Origin of the sequence: Streptomyces sp. NPDC051322 (genome assembly GCF_040689485.1) — a bacterium.
Lineage (GTDB): Bacteria > Actinomycetota > Actinomycetes > Streptomycetales > Streptomycetaceae > Streptomyces.
Genome location: NZ_JBFBAK010000010.1, coordinates 165,068 through 178,111, shown reverse-complemented (window position 1 = coordinate 178,111; position 13,044 = coordinate 165,068). Strand labels below are relative to the sequence as shown.

Annotated in this window: 14 protein-coding genes; 7 read left to right on the top strand and 7 right to left on the bottom strand. The window is 69.5% G+C overall.

What is annotated here, in order from left to right; translation table 11 throughout:
- Window positions 1-37 precede the first annotated feature (37 nt).
- The 5 genes from AB0436_RS23550 (at window position 38) to AB0436_RS23530 (ending at window position 5,543) form a co-directional block, all read left to right on the top strand.
- Window positions 38-1,657, top strand: coding sequence for an ATP-binding cassette domain-containing protein (locus AB0436_RS23550; protein ID WP_366469919.1), 1,620 nt, complete (start codon window positions 38-40; stop codon window positions 1,655-1,657).
- A gap of 249 nt (window positions 1,658-1,906) precedes the next feature.
- Window positions 1,907-2,350, top strand: coding sequence for a 50S ribosomal protein L13 (gene rplM, locus AB0436_RS23545; RefSeq protein WP_366469918.1), 444 nt, complete (start codon window positions 1,907-1,909; stop codon window positions 2,348-2,350).
- A gap of 44 nt (window positions 2,351-2,394) precedes the next feature.
- Entirely contained in the window at window positions 2,395-2,922 is a 528-nt protein-coding gene (gene rpsI / locus AB0436_RS23540) for a 30S ribosomal protein S9 (RefSeq protein WP_365851754.1), read from the top strand.
- A 131-nt stretch (window positions 2,923-3,053) separates the two neighbouring features.
- Complete coding sequence (gene glmM / locus AB0436_RS23535) at window positions 3,054-4,412, top strand: phosphoglucosamine mutase (RefSeq protein ID WP_366469917.1); 1,359 nt, start codon at window positions 3,054-3,056, stop codon at window positions 4,410-4,412.
- Window positions 4,413-4,610: 198 nt separating this feature from the next.
- The gene (locus tag AB0436_RS23530; protein ID WP_366469916.1) at window positions 4,611-5,543 is read left to right on the top strand and encodes an alpha/beta hydrolase; all 933 of its coding nucleotides are present in this window, start codon (window positions 4,611-4,613) and stop codon (window positions 5,541-5,543) included.
- 90 nt (window positions 5,544-5,633) lie between these two features.
- Here AB0436_RS23530 and AB0436_RS23525 read toward each other — a convergent pair whose 3' ends face one another.
- The 7 genes from AB0436_RS23525 to AB0436_RS23495 all read right to left on the bottom strand — a co-directional run bounded on the left by AB0436_RS23525 (window position 5,634) and on the right by AB0436_RS23495 (window position 10,653).
- Window positions 5,634-5,987 carry a hypothetical protein gene (locus AB0436_RS23525; RefSeq protein ID WP_366469914.1) on the bottom strand — a complete coding sequence of 118 codons (354 nt, stop codon included), beginning with the start codon at window positions 5,985-5,987 and terminating at the stop codon, window positions 5,634-5,636.
- Window positions 5,988-6,079: 92 nt separating this feature from the next.
- Window positions 6,080-6,361, bottom strand: a complete 282-nt coding sequence (locus AB0436_RS23520) for a hypothetical protein (protein WP_366469913.1) — start codon at window positions 6,359-6,361, stop codon at window positions 6,080-6,082.
- A gap of 217 nt (window positions 6,362-6,578) precedes the next feature.
- The gene (locus tag AB0436_RS23515; RefSeq protein ID WP_366469912.1) at window positions 6,579-6,854 is read right to left on the bottom strand and encodes a hypothetical protein; all 276 of its coding nucleotides are present in this window, start codon (window positions 6,852-6,854) and stop codon (window positions 6,579-6,581) included.
- A gap of 156 nt (window positions 6,855-7,010) precedes the next feature.
- Window positions 7,011-7,694 (bottom strand): hypothetical protein, encoded by a 684-nt coding sequence (locus tag AB0436_RS23510; RefSeq protein ID WP_366469910.1) that lies wholly within the window; start codon window positions 7,692-7,694, stop codon window positions 7,011-7,013.
- Window positions 7,695-7,991: 297 nt separating this feature from the next.
- Entirely contained in the window at window positions 7,992-8,933 is a 942-nt protein-coding gene (locus tag AB0436_RS23505; protein ID WP_366469909.1) for a DUF389 domain-containing protein, read from the bottom strand.
- Window positions 8,934-8,951: 18 nt separating this feature from the next.
- Entirely contained in the window at window positions 8,952-9,953 is a 1,002-nt protein-coding gene (gene coaA, locus AB0436_RS23500) for a type I pantothenate kinase (protein WP_366469908.1), read from the bottom strand.
- Window positions 9,954-10,035: 82 nt separating this feature from the next.
- Window positions 10,036-10,653, bottom strand: coding sequence for a GPP34 family phosphoprotein (locus AB0436_RS23495; RefSeq protein WP_366469907.1), 618 nt, complete (start codon window positions 10,651-10,653; stop codon window positions 10,036-10,038).
- 175 nt (window positions 10,654-10,828) lie between these two features.
- On the opposite strand from AB0436_RS23495, the gene glmS reads away from it, so the two are divergent.
- Complete coding sequence (glmS, locus tag AB0436_RS23490) at window positions 10,829-12,676, top strand: glutamine--fructose-6-phosphate transaminase (isomerizing) (protein ID WP_366469906.1); 1,848 nt, start codon at window positions 10,829-10,831, stop codon at window positions 12,674-12,676.
- Window positions 12,673-13,041, top strand: a complete 369-nt coding sequence (locus AB0436_RS23485) for a holo-ACP synthase (protein ID WP_366469905.1) — start codon at window positions 12,673-12,675, stop codon at window positions 13,039-13,041. The genes glmS and AB0436_RS23485 overlap by 4 nt, the downstream gene beginning before the upstream one ends.
- Window positions 13,042-13,044 lie beyond the last annotated feature (3 nt).

Below are 13,044 nucleotides of genomic sequence, written 5' to 3'. Positions count from 1 at the left end.
TGCCGCAGGGCGGCGGGTGTGCGCGACAATCCGTTCCATGGGACATCTTGAGGCAGGCCATCTCGAGTACTACTTGCCGGACGGGCGGGTGCTGCTCGGTGACGCCTCGTTCCGGGTGGGGGAAGGCGCCGTGGTGGCCCTGGTGGGTGCGAACGGCGCGGGCAAGACCACCCTGCTGCGGCTGATCGCGGGGGAGCTGCAGCCGCACGGCGGGACGGTCGCGGTGAGCGGTGGGCTCGGCGTGATGCGGCAGTTCGTCGGCTCGGTCCGCGACGAACGTACGGTCAGGGACCTGCTGGTCTCGGTCGCCCAGCCGAGGATCCGGCATGCCGCCGATGCGGTGGACGCGGCCGAGCATCTGATCATGACCGTGGACGACGAGGCCGCGCAGATGCGGTACGCGCAGGCGCTCAGCGACTGGGCGGAGGTCCAGGGCTACGAGGCCGAGACCCTCTGGGACATGTGCACCATGGCGGCGCTCGGCGTGCCGTACGAGAAGGCCCAGTTCCGCGAGGTGCGGACGCTGTCCGGCGGTGAGCAGAAGAGGCTGGTCCTGGAGGCGCTGCTGCGCGGCCCCGACGAGGTGCTGCTGCTCGACGAGCCGGACAACTATCTCGACGTGCCCGGCAAGCGATGGCTGGAGGACCGGCTCAAGGAGACCCGTAAGACGGTCCTCTTCGTCTCGCACGACCGGGAGCTGCTGTCCCGCGCCGCCGAGAAGATCGTCAGCGTCGAGCCGAGCCCGGCGGGCTCGGACGTCTGGGTGCACGGCGGCGGTTTCGACACGTACCACGCCGCCCGCAAGGAACGCTTCGCGCGGTTCGAGGAGCTGAAGCGGCGCTGGGACGAGGAGCACGCCCGGCTGAAGGCGCTGGTGCTGCGGCTGCGGAACCAGGCGGCGATCAGCCCCGACATGGCGTCCCGCTACCGGGCGATGCAGACCCGCTTCCAGAAGTTCGAAGAGGCCGGGCCGCCGCCGGAGCCCCCGCGCGAGCAGGAGATCAGGATGCGGCTGCGCGGCGGTCGCACCGGGGTCCGGGCCGTGACCTGCGAGGACCTCGAGCTGACCGGGCTGATGAAGCCGTTCTCGCTGGAGATCTTCTATGGCGAACGGGTCGCCGTGCTGGGCTCCAATGGTTCCGGCAAGTCGCACTTCCTGCGGTTGCTGGCCGACGGCGAGGTCGCCCACACCGGCCGGTGGAAGCTCGGCGCCCGGGTGGTCCCCGGTCACTTCGCCCAGACCCACGCGCATCCGGAGCTGCTGGGCCGCACGCTGGTCGACATCCTGTGGACCGAGCACGCCAAGGACCGTGGCGCGGCGATGTCGGTGCTGCGCCGGTACGAGATGGAGGGCCAGGGCGACCAGCGCTTCGAGAAGCTGTCGGGCGGGCAGCAGGCCCGCTTCCAGATCCTGCTCCTGGAGCTGGCAGGCACCACCGCGCTGCTGCTGGACGAGCCGACGGACAACCTGGACCTGGAGTCCGCCGAGGCCCTGCAGGACGGCCTGGAGGCGTACGAGGGCACGGTGATCGCGGTCACCCATGACCGCTGGTTCGCGAAGTCCTTCGACCGCTACCTGGTCTTCGGCTCGGACGGTGTCGTACGGGAGACGGCGGAGCCGGTGTGGGACGAGCGGCGCGTGATGCGGGCGCGGTAGGCGGGGCGGACGGTGCGGGCCCGGACCGGCTGTTTTGACCCACCCGGGGCGGGGCGGGTAGTCTCAGCGATTGTTATACGTATTGGCTTCGTCGTTCTCACGCGAAGGGCCCTTACGTAGGTTCCCTGGAGCAGTTACCAGTGGTTCGCATACGGGCAGCGTCCCCGGCACTGTGAGCCCCAGCTGCATGATCGCTTCAGCGGTGCCATGTGTCTGGACCCCATCCACTGAAGAAGCGAAGGCTACGAAGTGCGTACGTACAGCCCCAAGCCCGGCGATGTCACTCGCCAGTGGCACATCATCGACGCGCAGGACATCGTCCTGGGCCGTCTGGCGTCGACCGCCGCCAACCTCCTGCGGGGCAAGCACAAGGCGACTTACGCCCCGCACATGGACATGGGCGACTTCGTCATCATCATCAACGCCGAGAAGGTTCACCTCTCCGGCAACAAGAAGACCCAGAAGATGGCGTACCGCCACTCGGGCTACCCGGGTGGTCTGCGTTCCGTCCGCTACGACGAGCTTCTCGAGAAGAACCCCGAGAAGGCCGTCGAGAAGGCCATCAAGGGCATGATCCCCAAGAACACCCTGGGCCGTCAGGTGCTCTCGAAGCTGAAGATCTACGCGGGAGACCAGCACCCGCACGCTGCTCAGCAGCCTGTCCCGTTCGAGATCACCCAGGTCGCGCAGTAGCTCCGGCCACCACCTAAGACGTACAGAAAGATCTGAGGAGAATCGTGGCCGAGACCACTGCAGAGACCCCCGTCGAGGGCACCGAGGGCGAAGAGACCTTCGCCGAGGTGACCACCTTCGAGTCGGAGGTTCCCGTCGAGGGCGAGTACACCAGCGAGTCGCTCGCGGGCCGCTTCGGCGACCCGCAGCCGGCGGCCGGCCTGGGCCGTCGCAAGAACGCCATTGCCCGCGTCCGGATCGTTCCGGGCACCGGCAAGTGGAAGATCAACGGTCGCACCCTTGAGGACTACTTCCCCAACAAGGTGCACCAGCAGGAAGTCAACGAGCCCTTCAAGGTGCTCGAGCTCGACAACCGTTACGACGTCATCGCCCGCATCTCGGGTGGCGGCGTCTCCGGCCAGGCCGGCGCCCTGCGTCTCGGTGTGGCCCGCTCGCTCAACGAGGCGGACGTGGACAACAACCGCGCCACGCTGAAGAAGGCCGGCTTCCTCTCCCGCGACGACCGTGCGGTCGAGCGCAAGAAGGCCGGTCTCAAGAAGGCCCGTAAGGCCCCGCAGTACAGCAAGCGCTAAACCCGCTTGCGGGTCTGCTGTGCCTGCACGACCTGTGTGTACGACGTTCGCCCCGGCGGCACCTTCTGTGCTGTCGGGGCGTTCGTTTATCAGGACCACACGCCTATAAAGCTTTTTCTCGGAGGACAGCAGTGGGACGACTCTTCGGCACGGACGGTGTGCGCGGTGTCGCCAACGTGGATCTGACGGCCGAGCTGGCGCTCGGTCTCTCGGTCGCCGCGGCGCACGTACTCGCGGAAGCGGGGACGTTCGAGGGCCATCGGCCGAAGGCGGTGGTGGGACGTGATCCGCGCGCGTCCGGGGAGTTCCTGGAGGCCGCGGTGGTGGCGGGCCTCGCGAGCGCCGGGGTGGACGTCCTGCGCGTCGGTGTGCTGCCCACCCCCGCGGTGGCGTATCTCACCGGTGCGCTGGGCGCCGACTTCGGGGTGATGCTCTCCGCCAGCCACAACGCCATGCCGGACAACGGTGTCAAGTTCTTCGCCCGTGGCGGCCACAAGCTCGCCGACGAGCTGGAGGACCGCATCGAGACGGTCTACGACCAGCACCGCACCGGCGAGCCGTGGGACCGCCCGACCGGCGCCGGGGTGGGCCGCGTCCGTGACTACGACCAGGGCTTCGACCAGTACGTCGCGCATCTGATCGCCGTACTGCCCAACCGACTGGACGGCCTGACGGTGGTACTCGACGAGGCGCACGGCGCGGCCTCCCGGGTGTCGCCCGAGGCGTTCACCCGGGCCGGGGCCGAGGTCATCACGCTCGGCGCCGAGCCGGACGGGCTGAACATCAACGACGGCTGCGGATCGACCCACCTGGAGCTGCTCAAGGCCGCCGTGGTCGAGCACCGGGCCGACTTCGGCATCGCGCACGACGGCGACGCCGACCGCTGCCTCGCCGTGGACGCGTCCGGCGCGGAGGTGGACGGCGACCAGATCCTCGCCGTACTGGCCCTCGCCATGCGCGAGTCGGGCACGCTGCGCGGCAACGCCGTGGTGGGCACCGTGATGTCCAACCTGGGCTTCAAGATCGCCATGGAGCGCGAGGGCATCGAACTGATCCAGACCTCGGTCGGCGACCGCTACGTCCTGGAGTCGATGAAGGAGCACGGCTACGCACTCGGCGGCGAGCAGTCCGGCCACGTCATCGTGCTCGACCACGCGACCACCGGCGACGGCACCCTGACCGGCCTGATGCTGGCCGCCCGGGTGTCCGCCACCGGCCGCACGCTGGCCGATCTCGCGGGGGTCATGGAGCGGCTGCCGCAGGTCCTGATCAATGTGCCCGACGTGGACAAGTCCCGGGTCGCCACGTCACCCGAGTTGGTCACCGCGGTCGTTGAGGCCGAGCGGGAGCTGGGCTCCACCGGACGGGTCCTGCTGCGCCCCTCCGGCACCGAGCCGCTGGTGCGGGTCATGGTCGAGGCCGCCGACACCGAGCAGGCGAAAGCGGTGGCGGCCCGGCTGGCCGATGTGGTCAAGTCCGCGCTGGGTTAGGTCCTGTCCGCCCCCCCGGGGCCGCCGACACGCCCACCATGGGCTGATCAGCGTGAAGCAGGGCGTGAGGGGAGGATCGTGACATTCTGTCTCACTTATCCCACTCTCCCCCAGGGGGGCACCATGCGCTCTGACATCGGCACCGCACAGGACACTTCCCTGACAACTTCCGGCTCGTTGCCCTCGGCTGATGCACGGGTGGAAGAACGGACGCTCCTCTTCGAGGGGTTCACCTACCACTGCCGCATCGTCCACCAGGACCGCCCGCAGGCCGAGCCGCTGGTGCTGCTGGGCGGTTCCTCGCAGAACCGTTACGCGTGGCTGCGGCACGAGAAGTGGCTGGCCGAGCACTGCACGACGGTCACCGTGGACCTGCCGGGTTACGGTGCGGCGGATTTCCTTCCGGTGGACCACGGCATCGACTTTCTCGCCGCCACCGTGCGGCACATGCTGGTGGAGTTGGCCATGCCCCGGGTCAATCTCGTCGGTAGCTGCTTCGGCGGCGCCATCGCGCTGCGCTTCGCCCAGCAGTACCCCGGTTTCGTGGCCGCGCTCGGGCTGGTCGGGATGACCAAGGTCATCCCGGACGACTACGCCGACGCGGTACCGCGTTGGACCCGGATGCTGGCATCCGGCGATCGCGCCGGGATCGCCGAGGAACTGGTCGAACGGTTCATGTCGCCGGCCGGTACGGGTGCCGTCCGTAAGCACCAGGTCGTCTCCCGGCTGCTCTTCAGGCAGTTCATGGCGCAGTCCGATGACGAGATCAGGATGTCGGTGGAGCACAACGCGCGCCTGATGAGCCATGACTGGTACCGGGACGAGCCGGTGCCCGCGGTGCGGTCGCTGGTCTGCACCGGCGAGTACGACACGCTCTGCACGCCGGCCATGGGGCGCGAGGTCGCCTCCTCGCTGCCCGCGGCGGCTTTCACGACCATCAAGGAGGCCGACCATCTGGCCCCGGTGGAACGGATGGAGGAGTTCTCCGACCTGATGGTCAGGTTCTGCACCGGCCGACCGCTCACCGGACTGTCGTACTGCAACCCGGTCGAGATGCTGGGTACCGGCGTGCGGCGGCCCGTCGTCCCCGCGCCGGTCGCTGCCGGCGCGGCGGCACCTGCGAGGACGTGACGCGGTGCGCTGAAGCACCCACGGACAGACGGATGGCCGGGCCCGGGTCGATCGGGTCCGGCCATCCGTCCGTCCACAGCCCGCCCGCGCTCAGCGCGGGACGCTGGGAGCCACGAAGCCGTCCGGTGCGGGCGCGTTGTTGGAGCAGCCCACCGTGGCGCCGACCTTGGTCGTTCCGGGCCTCCCCACAGCGACCACGCGCCGCGGCTGGTCCCCGGGCAGGGGCGCGACCGTCGAGCAGTCCTGCGTCTGCTGCAGGTGGTACGTACCGTCGTCGCTGGTGTATGTGGTGCTGCTCTTGCGGCTGCAGACAAGGTTGGCCTGCGCGTCGAACGCGCAGTGCACCCGTGGCCCTTCGGCGTGGGCCTGGGCGGCGCCCAGCCCGCTCAGGGCGAGGCCGCCCATGAGCATCGAAGCGACTGCCAACTTCTTCCCACTGAACATGTGCTGCGTTCCTTCACGATGAGAAAACGGGCCCGGTTGCCGGGCACATGGCTCGGGAACCGGGACCCGTTATCGGATGCTGACTCGGCTGATCAGTGGCTGTTGAGGGCGCTGTTGTTGCAGCCCATGGTCGAACCCTGGCTGGTGGCCTGGGCGCCGGGGTTGCCCTCGCCGTTGAGCGCGTTGCCCAGCACTCCGTTGAGGAGGCCGACCTCGCCGAGCAGGTCGAGGTTCAGGTCGTGCGACTTGCAGGACGTGCTCTGCTGGACGTCCATGCTCGGGCCGCCGTCGTTGGCGGAAGCAGTGCCGGCGCCGAGGAAGGCGACACTGCTGAGCATGGCGGCCACGACAGCAGCCTTCTGGAACTTGCGCATTTTTTCTCCGTTTGTCGAGCTCACTACATTCCGTGATGGAATGAGTACCTTCAGCTACGAGAGGTTAACGCCACAACGCTCCGCACCGGTCAACGGCGCGCTGGTGCGCGGAGATGGCGCACTCCATTCGACCGAGCGCACGCGAAAGCGGCGGGCCGCCCTCGAAGGGTGACCCGCCGCCGTACCGCGCTTCAGGCGGTCAACTGCCCGCTGATGCTCAGAGGGCGCTGTTGTTGCAGCCCATCGACGAACCCTGGCTGGTGGCCTGGGCGCCCGGGTCGCCCTCACCGTTGAGGGCGTTGCCCAGCAGGCCGTTGAGGACGCCGACCTCGCCGAGGACGTCGAGGTTCAGGTCGTGCGACTTGCACGAGGCGCTCTGCTTCACGCCGATGTCCGGACCGCCGTCGTCGTGGGCGGAAGCGGTGCCGGCGCCGAGGAAGGCGACACTGCCGAGCATGGCGGCCACGACGGCAGCCTTCTGGAACTTGCGCATTTCTTCTCCGTTTGGGTAGTGCGATGCGGTCCGTTAGCGACCGTGTACGTACAGTTTGTGACATTAGAGGAGAATGTCCAGTAAGGCTCAACGCCGCGCCGGGGTCCGTGGCGTGGAACGCCTGCCACGGGGTGGGGCGTTCGGGGCTGAGTGGACTCAGTCCTTGAAGGCGTCGTTGACCTGGGTGCAGGTGTCGCCCTGGGTCGAGGCGTAACCGAGCAGCGCGACCGGGAAGTTGGCGTTGAGCACCGTCTGCGGGCTGCACTCCTGGTACGGGTGGAAGACGTTGTTCTGCTCCTGCGGCGCGGACCGGGGTGCCGACGCGGGCGCGGCCTGCGGTGCCTGCTGCGGGCCGGACTGCGGGAGGCGCTGCGGGAGCGTCGCCACCGGAGACACGTCGGGCGAGATCTGCGGCGAGACCTGCGGGGAGACCTGGGCTCCCTGCGGGGCCTGCTGGGGAGCGGCCTGCTGGGGCGCCTGCTGCGGGGCCTGCTGGGGAGCGGCCTGCGGTGCCTGCTGGGGCGCCTGCTGCGGGTCGGCTTGCGGGGCCTGCTGGGGCGCCTGCTGCGGTGCGGCCTGCGGGTCCTGCTGGGGTGCCTGCTGCGGTGCCTGCTGCGGTGCCTGCTGCGGGTCGGCTTGCGGGGCCTGCTGGGGTGCCTGCTGCGGTGCGGCCTGCGGGTCCTGCTGGGGGGCCTGCTGCTGGGGTGCCATGTCGGGCTGCGACATGGCCTGGCCCTGGGGGGCGGGGGCGGGAGCATCGGCGAAGCCGACGCCGGCTCCGAAGGCGGACAGGCTGCCGATCGCGAAGGTGACGGCCGCCACCTGCTGAAGCTTGCGCATGAAACGTTGGCCCTTCGACTGGGTGCATGGGTACATGCGGGTTGCTGTCACCCGCCGTGAGTGCGTGAACGCTAACAGTAGTTACCGGTGGGATTTATCCCGCGCCGCTTCGTGTCGGAAGGTCAACGGCGCTGTCCGGGGACCGTCCACGCGGACTTCCGCCCTGCTCCGCCTGTGGCGGTGGCGCCCCCGTTCGAGCCCTCCGCCGTCGCCGGGCCGGTCAACCTGATGCCGCCAAAACCCCACGCGTGGCCGAACGCTCGGGCGCGGGCGCCTTGACGCGGTCGGCAGGCTCGGCTACGCCTGCGCCCGTTTGCGTACCAGCTGACTCGCCCACAGCCGTTTCTGGGCGAGCAGCGTGAGGGTCCCGGCGAGCAGAATCCCCAGCAGGTTCAGCAGCAGTTGCTTCAGGGAGCCCTGGGTCTGGCCGAAGTCCCCGTACGAGAGCGCCACCGCCGCGTTGGCCGCGGCCGGCACGGTGGTCACCGAGATCGCCACCCCGACCAGTGCTCCCGACTTGGCGGACGTCAGCGACAACACCCCGGCCACGCCGGCCAGAACCGCGACGACGACGGAGAACCAGTCGGGCGCGTACACGAAGCCGGTGTTGGGCCGCTTGCCGTTGAGTTGGTGCTCGGTGAACAGACCGACCGCGTTCATGAACGAGCTGAAGCCCACCGTCACCACCATCGCGAACACGAAGCCGACCACCAGCGCGATCAGTGAGCGCCAGGCCAGCCGTGGCGCGCGCCGCACCACCGCCGTGCACACCCCGGCGAGCGGGCCGAACTCCGGGCCCACCGCCATCGCGCCCACGATCAGGATCGCGTTGTCCAGCACCACACCGCAGGCCGCGATCATCGTGGCTATGGTCAGGAACGCCAGATAGGTGATGGTGAGCGTGGACTCCTCGCTGGTGGCTTCCGTCAACTGGTCCCACAGCACCGCGTCCGCGCCCTCGCCCGGTGCCGCCTGCTCGGCCTCGTCGGCCCGGCGCGACAGCGAAAGCTCCACCTCCTCGGCGGAGATGGCCCCGTCCTGGTCGATCCGGAGCTTCCGCAGCTGCCCGATCAGCTCGTCACCGGCCTCGCGGGCCACATCACACAGCACCAGGTCGCCGGCCGGGTCACGGGCCGCCCCGGGGAGCACCACCAGATGCGCGGTCCCGACGGTGGCCTCCACCGCCCGTACGACCTCGTTCGTCCGGTCGGTGGGGACGATCAGACGCAGATGCAGCACGCTCGGGAACTCCTCGGCTCACAGTTTGCGCAGCGAGATCCGCTGGACCTTGTGGTCCGCCCCCTTGCGCACCACGAGGGTGGCACGGCTGCGGGTCGGGGCCACATTCTCCACCAGGTTCGGCTTGTTGATGGTGCGCCACATGGTGCGCGCGTAGTCCAGCGCCTCGTCCTCCGAGACCTGGGTGTACTTCCGGAAGTACGAGGAAGGGTCCTGGAACGCCGTCTCCCGCAGCCTGCGAAAGCGGTTCAGGTACCAGCTCTCGATGTCCTCGGCGCGTGCGTCGACATACACCGAGAAGTCGAAGTAGTCGGCAAGCCCCACCCGGGTGCGGCCGTCGCTGCCCGGCAGGGCGGGCTGCAGCACGTTCAGCCCCTCGACGATCAGGATGTCGGGCCGGCGCACGGTCAGTCGCTCGCCCGGCACGATGTCGTAGATCAGATGCGAGTAGACCGGCGCGGTCACCTCGTCCTTCCCCGATTTCACATCCGCGACGAACCGGGTCAGCGCCCGCCTGTCGTACGACTCGGGGAACCCCTTGCGGGACATCAGCCCGCGCCGCTTCAACTCCTCCATCGGGTGGAGAAACCCGTCGGTCGTCACCAACTCCACCCGTGGATGCTCCGGCCAGCGCGCGAGCAGCGCCTGCAACAGCCTGGCGACGGTCGACTTGCCCACCGCCACACTCCCCGCGACGCCTATGACGAACGGCGTGCCGTGCTGGGTGCCGTGGCCGTTCCCGGCGTCCCCGAGAAACGTGTTGAGCGCACCGCGCAGCCCGTCCGAGGCCTGCACATACAGATTGAGCAGCCGGGAGAGCGGCAGATAGATGTCCCGCACCTCATCGAGATCGATGACATCCCCGAGCCCGCGCAGCCGCTCCACCTCCTCGGCGGTGAGCGGCAACGGCGTCTTCTCGCGAAGGGCGCTCCATTCGGCGCGAGTGAGGTCGACATAGGGAGTCGCCTCCGGCCTGGACCGGTGGGCGCTCCTCGGCGGTGGGGAGACCGGAGAGATCACCTGCTCATTGTCGGGGCTGTACGGGGCCGGTGGCGGGTGGAGTACGTCACGCCGGGCGCGGCGGGCGGGCGGCCGACGGCCGTCAGTACCCTCGTTGGACGTTGTCCGCGGCCGCCTCCTGGAGCCTTCGGGCGCGCCGTTGCCGTTCCGCCGACAGTTCACTCACCGCGTCGCCCACGGCATCGAGTACGGCTGCCACCGAGTCGTCGGCGGCGCTCGGCGAGTCGTCCGCCGGCTGGGGGTCGCGGAGCCCGATGGCCTCGGCCAGGGCGGCGAGGACGGGCTCATCCGCCGCCCAGCGGGCCAGGGCGGTCCGGCGAGCGGCCGAGTCGGCCAGTGCGAACCCGTTGTCCCTGAGGAACATCCAGTGGCGGCGGCGTTGGCGGGTGAGCAGCCCTTCGGCTTCCATGGTGGCCAGATAGGCCTCGGACAGGCCCCGGCCTCTGCGCCACAGCCACTCGCCGATCGGCTCGTACGGTGCTTCGCGGTGGAGCGCCGACACGGCCTCGTCCAGCAGCATGTCCGGCATGGCGCGCTCGATGCCCGGGATGATGCGCTGGTCGGCCAGCGTGATGTCCTCGCCGGTCAGCAGGTCGACGGCCTCGGCTCCGGCGAGCGCGAGGGAGAGATCGCCCCGCTCCACGGGTCGACGGGAGTCCATGTCGACGACGACGATCAGCAGATCCCGTGGTGTGGTCATGCGTGACTCCAGGTCAGCGCGATGGGTCGGTCAGTCAGCGCGACGGGTCGGTCGGGCTGTGGCGTCGATCAACACGCATGCGCAGCTCAGCGCGTACACCCAGCATAGGCCCCGACCCGGCGCAGGGGCGTTGCGTCCGACGGGTGTTCGCCCGCGGTCCCCGTAGGCTGCCGACATGTGCGGAATCGTGGGGTACGTCGGCGGGCAGTCGGCGCTGGATGTTGTCATCGCGGGTCTGAAGCGGCTGGAGTACCGGGGCTACGACTCGGCGGGCGTGGCCGTGCTCGCGGACGGTGGGCTCGCGGCGGCCAAGAAGGCCGGGAAGCTCGTCAACCTGGAGAAGGAGCTGTCCGATCGGCCGCTGCCTGCCGGGAGTACCGGGATCGGGCATACCCGGTGGGCGACGCACGGGGCGCCCAATGACGTCAACGCGCACCCGCATCTGGACAACGCGGGACGGGTCTCCGTGGTGCACAACGGGATCATCGAGAACTTCGCCGCGCTGCGCGAGGAACTGACCGGGCGGGGCCACGCCCTGGTGTCCGAGACCGACACCGAGGTGGTGGCGCATCTGCTGGCCGAGGCGTACTCCTCGTGCGGCGATCTGCCCGAGGCGATGCGGCAGGTGTGCCGGCGGCTCGAAGGGGCGTTCACGCTGGTCGCGGTGCACGCCGACGAGCCGGACATGGTGGTCGGCGCGCGGCGGAACTCGCCGCTGGTGGTGGGCGTCGGGGCGGGCGAGGCGTTCCTGGCGTCGGACGTGGCCGCGTTCATCGCGCACACCCGCTCGGCGATCGAGCTGGGCCAGGACCAGGTGGTGGAGCTGCGCAGGGACGGTGCGGTGGTCACCGACTTCGACGGGGCGCCGGCCGAGGTCCGCAGCTACCACGTGGACTGGGACGCGTCGGCCGCCGAGAAGGGCGGCTACGACTACTTCATGCTCAAGGAGATCGCCGAGCAGCCGAAGGCGGTGGCCGACACCCTGCTGGGGCGGATCGACGCGGGCGGGCTGCTGACGCTGGACGAGGTGCGGATCCCGGCCGGTGTGCTGCGGGAGATCAACAAGGTGGTCATCGTGGCGTGTGGGACCGCGTTCCACGCCGGGATGATCGCCAAGTACGCGATCGAGCACTGGACCCGGCTGCCCTGCGAGACCGAGCTGGCCAGCGAGTTCCGCTACCGGGACCCGATCCTGGACCAGCAGACGCTGGTGGTCGCGATCTCCCAGTCCGGCGAGACCATGGACACCCTGATGGCGCTGCGCCACGCGCGCGAGCAGGGCGCCAAGGTGCTGGCCATCTGCAACACCAACGGGTCGACGATTCCTAGAGAATCGGACGCGGTGCTCTACACGCATGCGGGTCCCGAGGTGGCGGTCGCGTCGACCAAGGCGTTTCTGACCCAGCTGGTGGCCTGTTACCTCGTCGCGCTCTATCTGGGGCAGGTGCGCGGGACGAAGTGGGCGGACGAGATCCGGACCGTCGTCAGGGAGCTGTCCGACATCTCCTGCCAGGTCGAGCGGGTACTCGAAACGATGGAGCCGGTCCGGGAGTTGGCCCGGTCGCTGGCCGCCAAGAAGACCGTGCTGTTCCTCGGCCGTCATGTCGGGTACCCGGTCGCGCTGGAGGGCGCGCTGAAGCTCAAGGAGCTCGCCTACATGCACGCCGAGGGCTTCGCGGCGGGCGAGCTGAAACACGGGCCCATCGCGCTGATCGAGGACGATCTGCCGGTGGTGGTCGTCGTGCCGTCACCGAACGGGCGGTCGCTGCTGCACGGCAAGGTGGTGTCGAACATCCAGGAGATCCGGGCCCGTGGGGCGCGGACGATCGTGATCGCCGAGGAGGGGGACGAGGCGGTGGTGCCGTACGCGGACCATCTGATCAGGATTCCGGCCACGCCGACGCTGCTGCAGCCGCTGGTGGCCACCGTGCCGCTGCAGGTCTTCGCCTGCGAACTGGCGACCGCGCGCGGCAACGACGTCGACCAGCCGCGCAACCTCGCGAAGTCGGTGACCGTCGAGTGATCATCGGGGTGGGGATCGACGTCGCCGAGATCGACCGATTCCGGGCGGCGCTGGAGCGGACCCCGAATCTGGCTGAACGGCTGTTCATTCCGGCGGAGTTGCTGCTCCCCGACGGGGAGCGCCGGGGCATCGCGTCGCTGGCCGTCCGGTTCGCGGCCAAGGAGGCACTGGCCAAAGCGCTCGGGGCACCCAGCGGACTGCACTGGACGGACGCCGAGGTGTACGTCGAGGACAGCGGCCGGCCCCGGCTGCGGGTCCGCGGGACGGTGGCGGCCCGGGCCGCCGAACTCGGCGTGCGGTCGTGGCATGTTTCGCTCAGCCATGACGCGGGAGTGGCCTCGGCCGTCGTGATCGCGGAGGGTTGAGGC